The organism is Ureibacillus chungkukjangi (assembly GCF_003217295.1).
Taxonomy (GTDB): Bacteria; Bacillota; Bacilli; order Bacillales_A; family Planococcaceae; genus Ureibacillus; species Ureibacillus chungkukjangi.
Genome location: NZ_QJTJ01000005.1, coordinates 26112 through 45593, shown reverse-complemented (window position 1 = coordinate 45593; position 19482 = coordinate 26112). Strand labels below are relative to the sequence as shown.

General features: G+C 35.5%; 22 protein-coding genes and 1 pseudogene. 8 read left to right on the top strand and 15 right to left on the bottom strand.

Annotated features, from left to right (window positions below):
- From BJ095_RS05705 to BJ095_RS19490, 13 genes and pseudogenes are all read right to left on the bottom strand, one after another.
- On the bottom strand, nt 1–456 hold the full coding sequence (locus tag BJ095_RS05705; RefSeq protein WP_107933226.1) for a helix-turn-helix transcriptional regulator: 456 nt from the start codon (nt 454–456) through the stop codon (nt 1–3).
- Nucleotides 457–658: 202 nt separating this feature from the next.
- Nucleotides 659–1267, bottom strand: coding sequence for an MOSC domain-containing protein (locus tag BJ095_RS05700; protein WP_235867591.1), 609 nt, complete (start codon nt 1265–1267; stop codon nt 659–661).
- Nucleotides 1268–1429: 162 nt separating this feature from the next.
- Complete coding sequence (locus BJ095_RS05695) at nt 1430–2581, bottom strand: thiolase family protein (protein ID WP_107933222.1); 1152 nt, start codon at nt 2579–2581, stop codon at nt 1430–1432.
- A 67-nt stretch (nt 2582–2648) separates the two neighbouring features.
- A complete protein-coding gene (locus BJ095_RS05690; protein ID WP_107933220.1) occupies nt 2649–3419 on the bottom strand; it encodes a 3-hydroxyacyl-CoA dehydrogenase in 771 nt (256 codons plus the stop codon).
- 205 nt (nt 3420–3624) lie between these two features.
- Nucleotides 3625–3774: a YfhE family protein gene (locus BJ095_RS05685; protein WP_107933218.1), complete on the bottom strand. Its 150-nt coding sequence runs from the start codon at nt 3772–3774 to the stop codon at nt 3625–3627.
- Between the two features lie 150 nt (nt 3775–3924).
- Nucleotides 3925–4989 (bottom strand): branched-chain amino acid aminotransferase, encoded by a 1065-nt coding sequence (locus BJ095_RS05680; protein WP_107933217.1) that lies wholly within the window; start codon nt 4987–4989, stop codon nt 3925–3927.
- 294 nt (nt 4990–5283) lie between these two features.
- Entirely contained in the window at nt 5284–5958 is a 675-nt protein-coding gene (locus tag BJ095_RS05675) for a GNAT family acetyltransferase (RefSeq protein ID WP_107933215.1), read from the bottom strand.
- A gap of 99 nt (nt 5959–6057) precedes the next feature.
- A complete protein-coding gene (locus BJ095_RS05670) occupies nt 6058–6909 on the bottom strand; it encodes an alpha/beta fold hydrolase (protein ID WP_107933213.1) in 852 nt (283 codons plus the stop codon).
- Nucleotides 6910–6949: 40 nt separating this feature from the next.
- Entirely contained in the window at nt 6950–7336 is a 387-nt protein-coding gene (locus tag BJ095_RS05665; protein WP_107933211.1) for an aspartyl protease family protein, read from the bottom strand.
- 240 nt (nt 7337–7576) lie between these two features.
- The gene (locus tag BJ095_RS05660) at nt 7577–7993 is read right to left on the bottom strand and encodes a hypothetical protein (RefSeq protein WP_107933209.1); all 417 of its coding nucleotides are present in this window, start codon (nt 7991–7993) and stop codon (nt 7577–7579) included.
- 114 nt (nt 7994–8107) lie between these two features.
- Complete coding sequence (locus BJ095_RS05655) at nt 8108–9418, bottom strand: hemolysin family protein (protein ID WP_107933206.1); 1311 nt, start codon at nt 9416–9418, stop codon at nt 8108–8110.
- Between the two features lie 35 nt (nt 9419–9453).
- Nucleotides 9454–9693, bottom strand: a complete 240-nt coding sequence (locus BJ095_RS19495) for a transcriptional regulator (RefSeq protein WP_235867583.1) — start codon at nt 9691–9693, stop codon at nt 9454–9456.
- Nucleotides 9694–9708: 15 nt separating this feature from the next.
- Nucleotides 9709–9798 (bottom strand): annotated as a pseudogene (locus BJ095_RS19490) (MerR family transcriptional regulator); the annotation flags it as partial.
- 602 nt (nt 9799–10400) lie between these two features.
- On the opposite strand from BJ095_RS19490, the gene hpaB reads away from it, so the two are divergent.
- Nucleotides 10401–11840: a 4-hydroxyphenylacetate 3-monooxygenase, oxygenase component gene (gene hpaB, locus BJ095_RS05645; RefSeq protein ID WP_107933202.1), complete on the top strand. Its 1440-nt coding sequence runs from the start codon at nt 10401–10403 to the stop codon at nt 11838–11840.
- Nucleotides 11841–12003: 163 nt separating this feature from the next.
- Here the strand turns inward: hpaB and hslO are convergent, their stop codons facing one another.
- A complete protein-coding gene (gene hslO, locus BJ095_RS05640; protein ID WP_107933200.1) occupies nt 12004–12897 on the bottom strand; it encodes an Hsp33 family molecular chaperone HslO in 894 nt (297 codons plus the stop codon).
- 70 nt (nt 12898–12967) lie between these two features.
- A complete protein-coding gene (locus BJ095_RS05635) occupies nt 12968–13390 on the bottom strand; it encodes a MarR family winged helix-turn-helix transcriptional regulator (RefSeq protein ID WP_107933198.1) in 423 nt (140 codons plus the stop codon).
- A gap of 300 nt (nt 13391–13690) precedes the next feature.
- On the opposite strand from BJ095_RS05635, the gene BJ095_RS05630 reads away from it, so the two are divergent.
- The 7 genes from BJ095_RS05630 (at nt 13691) to BJ095_RS05610 (ending at nt 19474) form a co-directional block, all read left to right on the top strand.
- Nucleotides 13691–14227 (top strand): GNAT family N-acetyltransferase, encoded by a 537-nt coding sequence (locus BJ095_RS05630; RefSeq protein ID WP_107933196.1) that lies wholly within the window; start codon nt 13691–13693, stop codon nt 14225–14227.
- Nucleotides 14228–14884: 657 nt separating this feature from the next.
- Nucleotides 14885–15007, top strand: a complete 123-nt coding sequence (locus tag BJ095_RS19360) for a hypothetical protein (RefSeq protein ID WP_268968867.1) — start codon at nt 14885–14887, stop codon at nt 15005–15007.
- 86 nt (nt 15008–15093) lie between these two features.
- The gene (locus tag BJ095_RS18975; protein ID WP_181417969.1) at nt 15094–15231 is read left to right on the top strand and encodes a hypothetical protein; all 138 of its coding nucleotides are present in this window, start codon (nt 15094–15096) and stop codon (nt 15229–15231) included.
- 417 nt (nt 15232–15648) lie between these two features.
- Nucleotides 15649–16731 carry a glutamate 5-kinase gene (proB, locus tag BJ095_RS05625; RefSeq protein ID WP_107933194.1) on the top strand — a complete coding sequence of 361 codons (1083 nt, stop codon included), beginning with the start codon at nt 15649–15651 and terminating at the stop codon, nt 16729–16731.
- Nucleotides 16732–16745: 14 nt separating this feature from the next.
- A complete protein-coding gene (locus BJ095_RS05620) occupies nt 16746–18011 on the top strand; it encodes a glutamate-5-semialdehyde dehydrogenase (protein ID WP_107933192.1) in 1266 nt (421 codons plus the stop codon).
- A gap of 297 nt (nt 18012–18308) precedes the next feature.
- A complete protein-coding gene (locus BJ095_RS05615) occupies nt 18309–18788 on the top strand; it encodes a hypothetical protein (protein WP_107933190.1) in 480 nt (159 codons plus the stop codon).
- Nucleotides 18789–18835: 47 nt separating this feature from the next.
- Nucleotides 18836–19474, top strand: a complete 639-nt coding sequence (locus BJ095_RS05610; protein ID WP_107933188.1) for an alpha/beta family hydrolase — start codon at nt 18836–18838, stop codon at nt 19472–19474.
- The last annotated feature ends 8 nt before the right edge of the window (nt 19475–19482 follow it).

Genomic DNA, 19482 nt, shown 5'->3' with positions numbered 1-19482 from the left:
TTAAATTGTCTTTTGAATATCTTGCCACATCTCATGTGCCACATCTTCATTAAAAGTACTGATTAAGCGATAATTTTCTTCATCTAAAATTCGAAAATGCTTACTTATTACATTTCTTTGAAGCTTAAAGCCTTTATATTCAGTTATGTTCTTCCACATGATATGTCCGCCCATCGTTTTTTCCTGCGGTCTGATATTCACATCTTGAACAGTAATTTCAATTACCTCTAAAGGATCCCCACCGAAAATTTTATGTAGTATGTCACTTTCACGGAATATAGCGCAAATTGCAATGCATGTTGTCCAATCTGCTAGCCCTCTTCCTTTTTCAATTTGGATGATTGTTTTTTTGGAGACCCCTACTATTTCTGCCATCTTATCCTGTGTATAGTGACTTTCTCTTCTCAAATTCTTGAAATTTTCTGAAATAATTCGGATTATAAAATCCCTATCCATTTTATCACCTCAAAACGTTTTAGCTAACTTTTCATATGTCCAAAATTTTTATGTAAATTGCTCTCATAATATAGACTATAAAAACGACAAGAAAGTTACAGATTTTCCGAATTTTTTATTGGAGTTTGTAAAAATATTACTTTTTTACTAATCAGCACATTATAATACTCAGTTCAATTAGCTGAACTGAGTACGCATTTTTTTAGGATGAGGCTAGTTTTGCTAATCTATTCGTCATATACCCCTTCCATTCTCCTGCAAGCTCTTCCACGGATAGAAGAGTTTTCATAGCTTCAGCATCCTTTGCTCTTCTGAAATAAACTTCGTTGCCAAAAAGAACTGAAATAGCTTTTGGATGTTTTTCTATTAAGGTAATTTTTGAATCCGCACACACATTTCCTTCTTCTAATACACGACAAAGGTACCCTGTAAAACCAGTCTCCACCATCCTTTTCATTATTAATGGAAGCCCGACTCTTTTATTGATCGTGCTGCAGGGAACACGACCTTGTGTAATTTGAATTACTGCATCTCCAAGCTTGTATATATCTCCAATACATACATCTGCCTCAAGCATATTTGTCACTGTAATATTCTCTCCAAAGGTTGATTTTGGCAATGTAATACCAAATTCCTTTTCCCATAGTGCGTAATGTTCAAATGGATAGACACAAACAGCACGGTCAGGTCCCCCATGGTTCTTTAAATCCGCAACACCATCCCCAACAAAACCATTCTTTGTTAGAAATGCTTCAATAACTGCTTCCTTACAAATGGCCGTTTCTACTTGTTTTTCATTTTCATAAGTCATGATTTTCGGTAACCCAATTGAAAAGTTTTTCAGTAGGTATTTATCGTGATTACTCAATTTAATAGTTCTCGCTTTCATTTTTACTTGTTAGTTCATTATAGAACATCAAGTACCAGATTGGTAGTTAATGGAATTGAAATAGTTACAATTGGATATGAATTTTTATGTCAGCCTCTCGATAATGGTTGCGTTTGCCATCCCCATCCCCTCACAAATTGCTAATAAACCATAACGTTGGTTTGTACGCTCTAGTCGATTCATAAGAGTAACCAAAAGTTTCGTTCCAGTTGCGCCTAATGGATGACCAAGTGCGATTGCCCCTCCGTCTGGATTTAGTTTTTCAGGATTAGCTTCTAACTCCTCTAACCAAGCTAGAGGTACTTGAGCAAACGCTTCATTAATCTCATATGTGTCCATATCATTAATAGATAAATTCGCTTTTTCCAAAACTCTTCTCGAGGCTTCAACTGGACCTGTTAACATTAAAGTCGGATCAGAACCAACAACACTACGAGCAATTATACGTGCCTTTGGTTTAATTCCTAATTGGTCCGCCTTTTCACGTGACATTAAAAGAACAGCTGATGCTCCATCACTAATTTGGCTAGCATTACCTGCAGTAATGACACCATCTTCATAAAATACTGTTTTTAGCTGACTAAGTACTTCAACAGTGGAACCTTCACGAGGTCCTTCATCTACTGAAAAATGCTTTGTTGTTCCGTCCTCCTGTTGTATTTGTACAGGAACTATTTCCTTCTCAAATCTTCCCTCTTTAATGGCAGCTAGTGCTTTTAAATGACTATTTGCAGAATATTCGTCAAGCTGTTCTCGCTTAAATCCATAATCTTTGACCATCAACTCTGATGAGATTCCTTGATTTACAATCAAATACTTGTCAGTTAGCTTTGAGCTTGGTTCTACACCTAAGCTATTTGAAAACATAGGTACACGTGTCATACTTTCAACTCCACCAGCTATTACAATTTCCATATCCCCTGACGCTATGGCCTGTGCTGCGAAGTGTACTGCTTGCTGACTGGAACCACATTGTCGATCAATCGTTACACCAGGTACATGTATTGGGAAGCCTGCTATTAACAAAGAAGCTCTTGCAATATTTAAACCTTGCTCCCCAATTTGAGTCACACAGCCTAAAATTACATCTTCGACATCCCCTTTATTTACACCCGCACGTTTTACGACTTCATCTAGAACCACTGCAGCCAGCTCATCTGCACGAATGCCCGAGAGCGCTCCCTTTCGTCTACCCACAGCTGTTCTGACACCCTCTACAATTACGACCTCTCTCATTTCCCTAAAAATCCCCCTTTGGTTCTTGCCTTATATTGTATATTGGTGACACCCCTCCAATTTTCAATCAACGTGGAGCCATTCGAATCCCGCCATCTAATCGAATCACTTCCCCATTAATATAATTATTTTCTAATAAAAATTGAACTAACTCAGCATATTCCTCCGCTTTTCCAAGCCGTTTGGGGAACTCTACCATACTGCCTAATTTTTCTACTATTTTTTCAGATAGACCCGCCGCCATTGGTGTATGGAAAAGCCCAGGAGCAATAGTATTGATGCGAATGCCAAATTCAGATAAATCTCTAGCTATTGGCAAAGTCATTCCTGCTACTCCAGCTTTACTTGCACCATATGCTGCTTGACCCATTTGCCCATCAAAAGCAGCAACGGAAGCTGTATTCACTATACTTCCTCTTTCTCCATCTTCTGTAATTGACTCATTCTTTGCCATTTGTTCAGCAGCTAATCGAATTACATTAAAGGTACCGATTAAGTTAATATCTATTACTTTTTTAAAATGCTCTAATGAGTGAATCCCTTTTTTACCAATTGTTTTAGCAGGAGGAGCAATCCCCGCGCAATTCACACAAATATGAAGACCTCCAAATTGCTGCACTGTTTGCTCGATTCCAGCCTTTACCGATGCCTCATCAGCTACATTTACAGAGGCGAAAGCAACATTATCTCCTAGCTCTTCCACAATTTCTTTCGCTCTTACCTCATTAATATCAAAAATAGTAACCTTAACACCCTTTTGATGAAGATTGCGCACTGTAGCAAGACCTAATCCAGATGCACCACCAGTAACGATAGCTATTTTGCTTTGTAAATCCATTCCTACTCCCCCTAGAAATATTTTTTCTATTTATGCCTAATTTTACAAACTAATAATTCATGTTAAAAAGCTAATACTATTATATGGATTTCTATTAGACATTATTACTTGCAATCTATTACTGTCTCGTATGTGAAGGTTAATATGTATAAAAGTAAAGGGAAATTATAAACCCCAAAGCAGCTACCTGCCTTGGGGCGATTTGTTACATATTCTTTTTTTGTTTATTTTGATTATCTCGTTTTGTTGCACTATCTGCACGTTTAAATTCATCATGGTATAGAACTTCTTGTGTTGCAGTTAGTTGATTGTCTTGTACTGTTAACTGCTCATGTGGCTGCTTATGCTCCTTCATGGTATAACACTCCTCTCCTAATTTAATCTTTGTTAGTTTGACCGTTGTCAGAATTCATATTCTGTAATTGTTTAAAAAGAAGTTAAAAACGTATTCAGCAACAATAAAAAACGCAACCAGCAAAAGAGCTGACCGCGTTTTAGCAAATATCTATAATCTAATTGTCCACCCAAAGGTATCGTCAATGGAACCGTATTGAAGACCTGTTAATGTGTCATAAAGCATTTGTGAAATTTCACCGATTTCACCTTTGTTAATACTCATTTTGTCATCTAAATATTTTAACTCTCCAACTGGAGAAATTACTGCAGCTGTCCCAGTACCGAACACTTCTTCAAGTGTTCCATTTTGATGAGCTTCTACCACTTCATCGATCGAAATTTGTCTTTCTTCAACTGGAATACCCTTGAATTTCAACACCTGAATCATGGAATCACGAGTTATGCCAGGCAAAATACTGCCATTTAAAGCCGGTGTGATCACAATACCATTAATTTTAAAGAAGATATTCATACTTCCAACTTCTTCAATATATTTATTTTCCTTACCGTCTAACCATAAAGTTTGAGCATAACCTTCACGACTCGCAATTTCTTGTCCCTTTAAGGCGCTGGCATAGTTTCCGCCAGTTTTCGCCTCTCCAGTTCCTCCCTTTACGGCACGGACAAATTGTTCTTCAACCAAAATTTTCACCGGATTAATACCTTCCTTATAGTATGAACCAGATGGAGACATTATAATTATAAAATGATATTTTTTAGAAGGATGTACACCTAAGTTTGGTTCTGTAGCAATAATGAAAGGTCGAATATACAGTGAAGTCCCTGGATTATTTGGAATCCAATCACGATCTACTGTAACTAATTGCTTTAAGCCCTCTAATGCTAGCTCTTCATCAATTGCTGGTATACAAAGACGTTCATTAGATCTATTTAAACGTTTAAAGTTTTGGTCTGCACGGAATAATAAAGCGTCATTATCCACAGTAACATAAGCCTTTAAGCCCTCGAAAACAGATTGACCATAATGGAAAATCATTGCAGAAGGATCTAGAGAAATCGGTTGATAGGGTACGATACGAGGATCATGCCACCCCACTCCATCAGTGTAGTCAAGGATAAACATATGGTCAGAGAAAAAATGACCGAAACCTAACTCTTCCGGAGCTGGTTTTTCTTTTGGATTTGTTGTTAGTTCTGTTTTGATGTCAAACATTGTTTATAGCCCCCATTAAACTTAAAAATTAAAAAATTTTTCTAATAAACTTTCTATAGATTAATATTACACTTTTTTCATTAACATACTAGTCTTAAATATCGATAAATTCTGACAAATTATTAAGGAATTTTGTTCGTATGCTGCTAAATCGCTCTGTCCGCTTCATAAAAGGGAATTGAGGCTTTTATATTTTCAGGGGAAAGTAAAATATTTTTTCATAAAAAAAGTGGGGGATTTCTATTATGCATAGAATTCCCCACTGCACTATTAAACTTTATAAGAAGTTAAAGCCTATAGAGGTAAGAGCCTCAATGTCTCTTGTGCCTCTAAATTCTCAATCATCTCCAACCATTGCTTTGGTTTATTTGATAAAACTGAGTAGTAATTTTTCAAAAAATCAATAACTAATGAAGCTTGAATTTCACTTAAAGCTCCATCTGTTGGCATAAAGCAAAAATCTAATCCCGATACAGCTTCTCCATCATTTTTCCACGATGGGTGAACATATGAGAAATCGATTTTTTTGTAGCCTAGATGCGATAAAACCTCACGACGAACATAAGGATTCATTGGCATCACGCCACCAAAATCAAATTCCTCCTTCATCATATAAGGATTATAAATTTCGGCAAATCCACCCTTTAAAACTTCGCCATTTTCCTCAGCTAATCGGTTTAAATCCTTTTGTCGCTCCTGTGCTAAAAAACGCCCGATAGATTGACCAGGCTTACCAATAATCGTAAAATCAGTCATGGCAATTGACCAACCTGGGTAATAGCGGTATTCTGTAGCACCCACAACTTCTCCTTCGTGAACCGCAACAAAAACACGGATACTTGGATCCTCTAACGGTTCCTTCCATAGGTCAAATTCTAATACTTCTTCTGGAGGGAAGATCTCTCCTAAAAGCGTATGCAATTTTGCAAATAAAGGGTCATTTATGTTAGTAATCCGAATAAATTCCATAGTGAATGCCACTCCTTTAGTGTATAGATAGTAATAATACTTTATTCGACATCTTATTTTAAAAATCCTTTTTCATCACGTCAAAAAAGAAAGCCCATCCTAAGATGGACTTGCTACTGTCATGGTACTGTTTACGAATTCCTCAAACCTATCTTCTTCCTCAGAATACGGTGAGTGATTGCTTTCCTCGAATAAAGTAAAGTGTGCATTCGGTATTAAACTTGCAATCTCTTCACCGAATTTCATAGGGCATTGTGCATCAAACTTCCCCGCATATATGTAGCTTGGTATTGAAACGGATTTTAATTGCTCCCGTACGTCAAAATTCGAGTATTCAATCTTTCTAAAATAATCTAAACGCGGACCAACCGTTTTACCACTATTTGGAACCTTTAAGGATTCCTGTAGCTTTTCTTCACTAACATAAGACATTAATGCCCACTCATAGCCTAATTTCCGACGTTCCTCTATCGGTGTATTCGGGTTATTTAGGGCATCCATAATTTCTAGAATACGAGTAAAATTAGGATTTAGAGAGCAATAAATACTATCCGGGTCATTCGCATACTCGTAACTAGCTGCCGCCCCACCAGCTATTATTTTAGTTAAAGCTTGTGGAAAGCTAATTACATATTTTAAAGCAAGCATCCCTCCAGCAGAATGGCCTGCAAAACCCCACTCATCATAATTTAACGCTTCTCTAATTGCCTCTAAATCTAGTACAGCTTCTCCCATACTGAATTGATTCTCACTAGCTGCAGCGGCTGAATTACCTGCCCCGCGAAGATTGATTAAATAGACTTTGTAGTGCTTAGTGAAAGGATTCGCGAAGGTATTACCTAATTGGCTATATTCACTATATAAATGTGTAACAGCTAAAGGCTCCCCTTCACCTTTTTCAAAGTATTCAAATGATCCTCTTTTTGTTTCAATAATTTTTTGAGTCCACATTTTCATCACTACTCCAAGGGTTTATTTGGTAAGGAAGAATCTAACTCTCACTTTGTATTAAAAGTTTTTCAATATTGATCAATGCTTTCATACGCATTAGCAAATTTAAACCTATTATCCCGTCTAACTGAAAATCATAATCCATCTCACCAATTTCCATCTCAATTTGCTCTGCCTTCATTTGGCCGATATGAATGGAATCAAGTATTTTAGAATAGACAATTTCAGAGCCGCCAATTCCATACACTCGATAAATTGGATCCTCTGCTTCTGGAAAAATCCCAATCATTTCAGCTATCTCTGATGAAATTATAGAGCTCGATGAACCAGTATCAATCAACACACGAGTTAAATGTAAATTTCTCCCTTTGTATTGGATTTCCATATCCGTTAACAATAATCCTTCATTGATGGATAATTTTTTCATTCAGCCACCTACCTATATAATAAGTTAGAAAATCTATAATTCAATTTTCCAACTATATTTGCCCCAATATATGCTAGTCCATATCCATAAAGTACCTAATAGGTGGGTTAAAATGGCCAAAATAAGTTTATGAAAATGATGGGGATAAATTGCATTAAAGAACCAAATAAAGGTAACGAATTATTCAACCTAAATTAAAAGAGGTGTCCCATTTAGGAAACACCTCTTTTAAAGTGAACTTCACAATTCACTTTCCAATAGACTTTTTAATTTGTCTGCATATTCCTCATCCAATTTGCCGTAGCCCTCTTCTTCATTGTTACTGATTATAGTGATTGTATCGTCAAAGTTATACCAAATTCTATATAGATAAAGCTCGTCTGGCTTATCCTTTTCATCTGCATAAAACAAAGTGGCAATTAAATCCTCAGAACCAGCATCCTCTGGTTCTTCTTCTGGCTCCCATTTAACTTCTTCTAGTAGACTTTTAATAGAATCTAACGTAATAAGATCAAGAATCATATCCTCATCCTCTAAAGAATCATCACTTGCTACGCGTTGGACATCTATTCTTATCAAGAAATTTTCATCATTTGAGCATGCCACAAGCATCGTTCCCAGCAAACATAGGAACAAAAGATTAAAGAGCTTCTTCAAAATATTCCCCCTCTAGATAATATACACAGTCCCATCCGCGTCCAAATAATAATAAAAAAGCCTAAAGATAAAACCTCTTTAGTCTCAATAAGACAAAAGAGGTCGAATAAAGGTTTATACTGTTAAGTTTGAATTTTGTTTAATTTCGATATAGCGTAACTGAAGTCCATCTATCTCGTGTATAGAGAATGTATAACCAGCATGTTCAATGATGTAATCTTGCTTTAGCTCCATATCTTGCGAGTAATACCACCCACCGAGTGTATCGACATCTGAATTATCCATTTCAATGTTCAGGAATCGTGCTACTTCTTCTAATAGTATTTTTGAATAGACAATAAAATGACCATCATTTACCTTACGAATTTCAGGAATCTCATCATCGTCAAATTCATCTCGAATTTCACCAACTAATACCTCTAATATATCCTCTACTGTAACAAGTCCAGAGGTACCTCCATATTCATCTAACAAAATAGCGATATGTGTTCGTTCTTTTTGCATCCTGGTTAAAAGTACTTGAATCGGTGTAACCTCAGTTGTATAAATCACTGGATTAATGAAATTTTCGATATTAAAGTTTTCTACCGTAATGCGATTGGTCATTCCCTGTGTTAAAAAATCCTTAATATTAATGAACCCAATAATATTATCTCGATCCTCTTCATAAACAGGGTAACGAGTATAACGCTCTTCTTGAATAGTCGTTAAAACCTCATCATAAGTTGCCTTTTTATCGAAAGCAATAATATCAGTTCTTGGAACCATTATCTCACGAGCAATACGAGCATCAAATTCAAAAACATTATTTACATAGTTTAATTCGTTTTGATTGATTTCACCATTTTTAAAGCTCTCTGTCATTAACAAACGGAGTTCTTCTTCGGTATGTGAAAGCTCATGCTCAGAAGCTGGCTTCATGCCGAAAATTCCAACTAAAATACGAGCTGCACCATTTAAGAACCAAATGAAAGGATAAAGTATTTTATAGAAAATCATAATTGGCTTTGCAAATGAAAGAGTAATTGTTTCAGCTTTTTGAATAGCAGCTGTTTTGGGTGCTAATTCCCCAACAACTACGTGTAAGAATGTAGCGATTACAAAAGCAGCAGCAATAGTGAAATAATGAATATGCTCTGATGCAATCCCAAACATTCCAAACAATGGCTCTAAGATAAACTCAAAGGTTGATTCTCCTACCATACCAATACCTAATGCCGTTACAGTAATTCCTAATTGACAGGCAGATAAATACTCATCCAAGTGGGTAGTTACATGCTTGGCAGCTAAAGCACCTTTTCTCTCTTCAGCAACTAATTGGTCGATCCTTGAATGTCTTACTTTTACAATGGCAAACTCAGTTGCCACGAAAAATGCAGTTAAAGCTAATAAAATTGCAAATATTGTTAAATTCAGTGCGGTCAATCATCGTCTTACTTAAAAAAGTAAGACTTCACCTCCTAGGTTATAAGTAATAATAAGGATTGCATTAATGCAACACTTTCTGATGAAACTTTATCTTTAATGGATTCATTTTTTGATTGTTCCTGCTGTTGCATTTTTTGTACAAGTGTTGAAATTTCATTTTTCAATGAAGTCATTTGATTACAAATATCTTGTATATCAATTTCTTCTTTTTGCACATTTAAATTTTCAAAGGAAAGTTTTATATCACTTAAGCACATGCCTTGTGCTTTCATCTCTTCGATTATTTTAATACGTTCGATTGCTTCAGAAGTATAGAAACGATAATTTGAAGTAGAACGTTCAGCTTTGAGTAAGCCAAGATTTGTATAATAGTCAATTGTGCGTTTTGTGATTCCAGTGGTTTCAGCTAATTCGCCAATTTTCAGTTTCTCGATCCCAATTTACTTCCCTCCAAACCATCACGTGATGGTTTTATTATACAGATGTTCATTTTTAATTTCCAGGTTATTTTGTATTTGTCACATTGTATTTTGTGTTATAGAGTTTTTATTTCCATTTAACTGTTTCATATTATATTCAAAAAAGATACTTACAGACCACTCTAAATGCTAAACTTTTATTTTTATATAAATTAGTTCAAAGCTCTTATTTAATCATATTTTTAAAAGATTTTTTTAGGTAATTTTGTTGTTAGCAAACGTTTAATTATTTATAAATCGCAATAATAAAAATTTTGCTATTTTCAGGTGTAATATTTGCTCCCGTTGCATCCCGAACTTCTATTTTATTATTTCAATTTATAAGAGACATTGTTTTGACTTATCCAAAGAACATTAAAATTTTTTGTCCCAATCCAATTATACTAACCAGGAAAGGAACAAATTAGTAATTTTTAAATAAAATAAATTGTATTACCCAAATTGTTCAACAACTACTGAATATACTTAACCTTAGAATTTAATTTTAGGGAGTGTAAAATATGGGGGCTATTAGTGGGCAACAATATATTGATAGGATAAACCAATTGAACCCTGAAATTTGGGCTGATGGAAAACGAATTAGCGGGCTACTTTCAGAACATCCCCTATTTAAAGGGTTAATACTATCAAAAGCAGCACTTTATGATTTACAGCATAATCCAAAAATTAAAGATGAACTGACCTTTCCCTCTCCTATATCAGGAGATGCTGTTGGTCTTTCCTTCCTAGCACCGAAAACTAAAGAGGACTTACTAAAAAGAAGAAAAATGATTGAGCACTGGGCAACACATACTCACGGTATTATGGGGCGAAGTCCAGACTATTTAAATACGGTGTTAATGAGCTTTGCATCTTCTGCTGATTACTTAAAGGGAAAAGAGAAAAGCTTTCCTGAAAATCTTATTAGACTATATGAAACTGCAAGAGAAAAAGATTTAACTTTTACACATACCTTTATTACACCACAAGTAAATCGTTCTCAACTTCACCTTGAAAATGGCGAATCACCAATTGCAGCGAGGGTAATAGCGGAAAATGAGCAAGGAATTGTTATTAAAGGGGCTCGCCTTCTTGCCACTCAAGGAGGACTAACTGATGAAGTATTGGTTTTTAGTATTGGAAAATTCATTTTTAATGAAGAAGAAGCATTTGCCTTCTCCATACCCTCGAATACAAAAGGGTTAAAATTTATTTGTAGAGATTCATTTATTGGGGGAGAGTCAGATTTTGACCATCCTTTAAGTTCCAGTTACGAAGAAATGGACTCAATTGTTGTTTTTGATAATGTTTTAGTTCCTTGGGAAAGAGTATTTTTTTATAATAATGGAGATGTAGCAGAAGAATTTTTAGAGAAATGTTCCTTCCATGCATTTGCCAAACATCAAGTTTTAATTCGACAAATCGTGAAAACCGAATTTATATTAGGACTTACAGAATTACTAATAAAAACTATTAATGTTAGAGAATATCAACATATTCAAGAAAAAATGTCAGAAATCATTATCGGTCTTGAAACCTTAAGAGCCTTGTTAGAAAAATCAGAGAACCATGCTTCTTTAGATGAATGGGGCAACATGAGACCTGATGTGCTTCCTTTAAAGGTAGCTGGAAATCTATTTTCTAAAATTTATCCACGTTTTATTGAAATTATGCAATTAATCGGAGCTAGTGGGATGATTACCTTACCTACAGAACAATCTTTTCACTCTCCTATTCGTAAAGATTTAGATCAATATCTTCAATCCGCAACAAAACCTGCTTATGATAGGGTTAAAATTTTCCGATTAGCATGGGACTTATCTATGAGTGCTTTTGGAACTAGACAAACACAGTATGAAAGATATTTTTTTGGTGATCCAATCCGTTTATCTAGTGATCTTTATCTCAGTTATCCTGTCAATGAATACGTTAGTAAAGTTAATCATTTTCTTAAACTTTAGTATGATTTAAATTAATACAAACAAAAAACTACTTAAATTACTCATCTACTGTCAGTAGTTTTTATATTTGTGCATATATTTAACTTAAGAGTTAGATTATAAATAGAATTAAATATTATAAAAGCCTATTTAAAACGTTCAGCGTTCAAAATAGGCTTTTCCATTAATTTAATTGGGTTTTGATTTCATTTACTAATGCTTGTAATTCAGCCTCAGAGAAATCATATGTTTCTAAACAGAAGTGGCATTGTGTTTCAATATTGCCTTCTTCTTTAATCATTTCTTCTAATTCTTGAACACCTAATCCGATGATTGCACGACTATATCGTTCTTTTGAGCAATTACATTCGAATTGTACTGGCATATGGCTTAAAACTTGTACATTGCCTGCTTCACCTAAAACAGCTTCTAGAATTTCCTCTGGTGTCAATCCCTTTTCAATCATTTTTGAAACAGGCTCAATTGTAGCTAAATGCTTTTCTAATGCCGCAATTGTTTCCTCTTCACAGCCAGGCATTAACTGAATGATGAAGCCCCCTGCGGCTAGAATTGTGTTATCAGGATTTACTAGAACCCCTAAACCAACTGATGAAGGTAACTGTTCACTTGTAGCGAAGTAATAAGTAAAGTCTTCAGCGATTTCCCCTGATACAATCGGAACCTGACTTGAGAACATTTCCTTCATTCCTAAATCCTTCACAACAGATAAAAATCCTTCTGTGCCAACACCTGCACGCACGTCTAATTTACCTTGCTCATTTAGGTCAAAGTGAACTTGTCCATGTGTTACAAAACCGCGGACATTTCCTTTTGCATCTGCATCAAGGACCATTGCACCAATTGGACCGTTTCCTTCTACCTTTACAGTAATCTTGTCTTCCCCTTTAAGCATCGCACCCATCATCACACTTGCTGTCATTGAGCGACCAAGTGCTGCTGAAACAACTGGCCACGTACTGTGCCTTCTTTGTGCTTCTCCAACTGTTTCTGTCGTACGTGCTGCAAATGCACGAATTTGTCCATTATAACCTACTGCTCTTACTAAATAATCTTTCATCTATAGAAGCTCCTAACGTAAATAATTATTTTTTCTTTCAATACTAAAAGATAAACCCTTGATTGAATGCTTACTTTATATTTTCTTGGATACGTTTTAGCATAACCATTAAACTCTGTAATTCTACATCACTGAATTGTTGAAACATTTGATTAGCAAAGCTTAACTTATCCTTTTGACAACTCATGATTTGCTTGTAGCCTTCTTCTGTTAATTGTACAATCGTTTCCCGATTATCAGCTGGATTACGTCTTCTAGATACAAGGCCATCCGACTCCAATTGCTTTAAATGACGAGTAATTGCGGCATGATCGATATTAACAATTTTTTGTAAATTGGATTGAGAAATTTCACTATATTGAATAAGCTGATACAAAAGCTCAAAGCGCGATAAGCTAAGGTTTGTACTTCTCTCAAATTTAGGTCCTAGCTGATTACTAAGTGTTTTAAGTAAAAATAACAGCTCTTCCTGCTCTGAAATTTTAATGTTCAAGCCTCTCCCTCCAGTCAAAAACTACAAAGTTAGTTATTGATTATTTGAGCTATCAATCATTGAGCCCTCAATAATATAATCTCTTTTTATTTCAAAAGCAAATAAAACGAATAAGTCTTATTTATAGTTATGTTTTGTAAAAATGTAGAAAATTTAAATAATTCTAGTTTATAATGATAGTAATGTAACGAAAGGTGTGATGAAAATGACTATAAATGAAAATGTGATTGAAAAGTAAAAGTCTTGTACTCTCTTTTCAATCTAATCTACCAACCTATTATTTTTGAAAAGAGGCTAATTATGTATACAGATAACGAATTAACAATACGACCAGTTAAGACAAGTGATCTAAATAGGCTTTGGGAGCTTATTTATAAAGAAGAGCAGCCAGAATGGAAAAAATGGGACGCCCCCTACTATCCACATACGGCCATGACCTTAGAAGATTTTTTACCTACGGGAGCATCATTAGTTGATAGTAAAGATTTTTGGGTAATTGAGGTTCATAATGAAATACGAGGGATTGTTTCATATTATTGGGAGCACGAGCCATCAAAGTGGCTGGAGATGGGAATTGTTTTTCATGAGCCCACTTCCTGGGGCAAGGGTCTTGGTACACGAGCCATGAAGTTGTGGATTGATCATCTATTCTCTACAATGCCACTTATAAGAGTTGGCTATACAACCTGGTCTGGGAATGATCGTATGATTCGAGTTGGTGAAAAACTCGGCATGACCCTAGAGGCAAGAATTCGTAAGGTTCGATTATACAATGGCGAGTATTACGATTCCATTCGCATGGGACTATTACGTGAAGAATGGGAGAAAATAAAATAAAAATTCGAAGGAGAGTTGGTCTTTTTAGACTAGCTCTTTTTTTATGCTTAGGAGCTAGAAATACGGTGGGATGCGGTTTGAGATGAGGATAAATTTCATGCTGTGGCAAGAAAGACGGCTGGATGGATGGAGTTCATGATAGCGGGAGAACTTCAGAACGGTGCTAGAAATGTCGCTTGATGGAGTATATATGTCTGATGAACTGCATCACGAAGTTAGAAAGGCTTCGCCATGCCGTTCATATGGCGGATGAACTGCACCACGAAGTCAAAAGCCAGCTCCATGCTGTTCATTCCAATAACCCAAGTCCAGCTCACCCCATCTAGTTAACATAATAATATTATTAATCCTATATATTACCACCACTCCCCTCTCCAATCAAAATTGATTTCCTCACTCTTTTATTTACACAAAAATGACTCCTATTTAATCGTTTTATTTCATGAAATATAACCGAATTTAGTTTGGATAGGCTGGAAATTTTTATGAAAACGTCATCAATATGAACAATATGTGAAATGTTTCACTAGCTATTTTATTTTTACTATTTTAGGGGTACAATAGATTTAAGTTGATATATAACAACAACCAATCATCACCCATACAAAACGCATTGTTATATAACAATTAATAATATTAAATGGAGGAGATCCTGTTATGTGGGTTATCACTGTATTTGAAAGAAATACGTATCGTATGTTCGAGTTTGAAAACAAAATGGAAGCACGTCAAGCCCTCATAGGATTAAAAGGCTCCGCCATTTTATCGTTTACCAAATAACCTTAGTCCTTTGATAAAGAATTACTTTTAAAATTGCAGCGGTCTTTTATGATAAATAAATTCAAAACATTAGGAGGCGACCCGACATGTGGGTAGTAACAATTTTTGAGGAAAAAACTTATCGTATTTTTGAGTTCGACACAAAAGAAGAAGCCACTACTGCATTAAAAAAAATCGAAATACCAGCAATTCTTTCATACACAAATTTAACTTTAATAGCTTAATATTTCCGGAGACATCGATGAATTGATGTCTCTTTTTCAATTTTACAATAATCTGAATATTCCACGAAATATATTGACAATTTAAAAAGTTTGTTGCATATTAGAGTCAATATCTATCAGCTTATCGAAGAATAGTACGTAAAACCCTGTTGGTAAGAGAGCGATGTACATGGCTGCGAGACATCGTACAAAAAGGATTACGGAACCTACTTCGCTAGCCTCTAGCAAAACTAGACGCAGACTCAAGCGTTATCGAGCATAAGTGGGAATTGCTTTTGCATTCCAAACTAGGTGGTACCACGGAAAAGAAGCCTTTTTCGCCCTAATTTTTAGGGTGAAGAAGGCTTTTTATTTTTACTCAAAGCAGGGTTTTCCCTCTCTTTTAAATCAAGTTAAAGGTATCTAGGAGGAAATTAGGTGAAAAAAAAACGTATTGTCGTTAAAATCGGGAGCAGCTCTCTCACTAATGCCAAGGGAGAAATTGACCACATCAGGCTTCAAGATCATATTTCAGCACTTGTAGCATTAAAGCAAGATGGTCATGATGTTTTACTTGTTTCGTCAGGAGCAGTTGCAGCTGGCTTTCGTAAATTAGGTTACCCTTCCCGTCCTGTTACATTAAAAGGTAAACAGGCTGCTGCTGCAGTTGGTCAAAGTTTACTCATTCAATATTACTCAGAGCTCTTTAGTGAGCATCATATTAGCACAGCTCAGATTCTTTTAACACGTACTGATTTTTCTAAAAAGGATCGCTATAGAAATGCTTATGCAACCTTTACTGAATTACTGGAGCGAAACATACTTCCAATTATTAATGAGAATGACACAGTTTCAGTTTCAGAATTAACATTCGGTGACAACGACATGCTCTCAGCTTTGGTTAGTGGACTAATCCACGCTGATTATCTCATTATCTTAACGGATATTAACGGCCTCTATGACCAGAATCCAAAAAATCCTAACGCTAAACAAATAGACTATTTATCTACTATCTCAGACGATTTACTCAAAATCCCGACTGGTAGTGGCTCTAAGGTTGGTACTGGCGGAATGCAATCAAAATTATTAGCAGCTCGTACTGCCCTTCAATCAGGGGTCAAAGTTTTTATAGGCAATGGCAATGGACAAAATAAGTTAATTGACATTCTTGATGGACTCGGGGACGGTACGTATATTGGAAATGATTTGCACACTCCCCTACCGAATCCTAAACAATGGATTTCATTTACAGAGGTTTGCGGGAAGTTGTTTATAGATAAAGGCGCTGCAGAAGCCATTTTATTAAAAGGAAAAAGTCTCCTGCCTGCCGGGATATATAAGCTAGAAGGTGTATTTAGGCAGGGCGATGTAGTAGAGGTATATAGTGAAACAGAATTATTAGGACGTGGAGAGGTGCTTTATTCCAGTGATGAACTTGGTCGTGCACTAGGTAAACGGACTAATGAAATAACCTCTACATCAATCGAAGTCATCCATCGGGATAAATGGGTCAGAATCTAAAGGAGGTTTCATATATGACGGATATTGTAACTAAAAGTGAAGTGAAAACAAAAGGAAAACAAGCAAAACAAGCGAGCTATCTGCTGAACTTAAAAACTACCACTGAAAAAAATGATGCGTTAGCAAAAATAGCATATCAATTACTCCTCGACCAAAACAGTATTATAGAAGAAAATAAAAAGGATTTACTTGCTGGCAAAGAAAAAGGCCTCTCTGAATCTACCCTTGATCGACTCATGTTAAATGAAGCACGTATTCAAGCAATGGCTGATGCAATCCAACAGCTTATCAATTTAAAAGACCCGGTCGGTGAACTTCTTGAAACCATAACAAAAGAAAATGGGCTACTTATTGAGAAACGTCGGGTACCAATCGGTGTTATTGGCATGATTTATGAAGCTCGGCCAAATGTAACAATTGATGCGGCAACACTTAGTTTAAAAACTGGAAATGCTGTTATATTACGCGGAAGTTCTTCAGCTAAATTCTCAAACCAAGTACTTATTGAAACGGTTCACCGCGCATTAGAGCACACAGCCCTACCTAAAGAATCTGTTCAGTTAATCGAGGATACGAGCCATGAAACCGCAAAGGAATTATTTCATCTAAAAGAATACTTAGATGTGTTAATTCCTCGTGGTGGCAAAGCATTAATTGATCTAGTTGTAAATGAAGCCTCTGTTCCTGTATTAGAAACAGGCGCTGGAAATTGTCATGTATATGTTGATGGAAATGCAAACTATCAAATGGCCACAGAAATTATTTTAAATGCTAAAACTCAGCGACCTTCTGTATGTAATGCTGCAGAAAGCTTACTTATTGAAAGTAGTTGGTTTACAAAGCATGGAAAACTGTTATTGGAGAAATTACAAGCTACCAATATCCATCTCATCGGAGACGAACAGGTTTGTGAATTGCTCCCTTCTATCTCACTTGCCACAGAAGAAGATTATGCTACAGAGTTTTTAAGTTTAACGCTAAGCGTGAAGGTTGTTGAAAATGTCTATGAAGCAATTGAACATATAAACCGATTTGGCACTAATCATTCTGAAGCCATAGTTACAGAAGATCCAATCGCAGCCCAACTATTCTTAGCTAGTGTCGATGCGGCTGCAGTGTATCATAATGCTTCTACTCGCTTTACAGACGGTTTTGAATACGGCTATGGAGCAGAAATTGGAATTAGTACTCAAAAGCTACATGCCCGAGGTCCAATGGGCTTACCGGCATTAACCTCGACAAAGTACTTTATTTACGGGAATGGACAAATAAGAGAATAAAACTAAGGCACTTTAAACTACAACGCTGTTTAAAGTGCCTATTCTTGCTGGAAAAAGGAATATAAGGAAAATCCAGAAACCAATTCCCATTAACCATGGAATCACCTCAAATTTCCAAAAGATTGGTAGTTTTATTATTAAAATTCTATTTATCGATTCTATTATTATTATTACTATCAATAATAATACTCCCAATGCCCCTAAAACGAATATTTTTGAAAATAAATCTTCATTAAAAGCATAAATGGACTGATTTTTACGTAAATGGTTAGTGAAAGATAGGAAGGAGCTTACTGTTTGTACAAATTATTAACTGTTGTGAGTCTTTTATTTTTAATTGCTGGATGTTCTTATGATAGTAGTGAGGAACAAGTAAAAAAAGGTTCTAAGAAGCTTCTACCTCCAGTAGTTCAGCTTGAACTCGAGGACACTGTTTACAATATGGAACAAGGAGATTACTGTTGGCGAGATGAAGAATCAGCAGAATGCCTTAGCCTTCCTACTCCGATAGAAATTCTTGAATATGAAAAGGCTTTGCCTATTAAAAAAAAGGCAACGGTTACCCTACTCACAAAACGCCGCCCGACAGAGCAAACTCTAACAATCAGTGACGTTGAATCTAATCAAATAGAAGAAATATCCCTAACTAAAAATCATAAATTTAAAGCTCCTGCTACGAAGGGGGTATACATCATAAACTATTATGCAATATGGGAGAAAAATGACTCGGGAACAAGTGGTGACAGCTCTTATGTATTCAAAATTGAGGTGAAATAACTGGAAATAAATGTTAAAATAAATATAAACGAATTTAGGAGGAAACGATGCAGGTATCTAACAGGGAAATATATCACAAAGGTAAAGTAATTAAATTTACCCATATCAAATTAGGTTCTAAAACGATATGCTTCATGTTTTCTGGCTCTGGTTACAATTATGACAAACCATTGTTTTATTATTCAACAATGAAGATGATTGAGAATAATATCGATATCGTACATATTCATTATTCCTATGATGAACAAACATTGAAAAAATCAATTGAGGAATTGTCTAAAATAATGTTGGAGGATATTGACCAAGTTATTTCGACTGTTCTTTTTAATGGAGATTATAAAGAGACTATTTTTTTGGGCAAATCTCTTGGAACTATTCCTATTGCCAATTCTTTAATGAAAAGAGAAGAATATCTAAATTCTAAAATGATCTTATTCACCCCACTTTTAAATTTTGGTAAGATATTTGATCCTGTATTAATAAGCCAACATAAAGGGCTATTAGTCATAGGTGACAGGGACCCTCATTATAATGCAGAGAATATTAATCGATTAACGAAAGAAACTAACTTGAAAATTGAAGTAGTCCAAGATGCGAACCATTCATTGGATATTGTAGAATTTGATACGAGTAAATCTATAAATGCTCTGTCCAAAATAATGAAAAACGTTCAAAATATATTATAAAAGAGGTG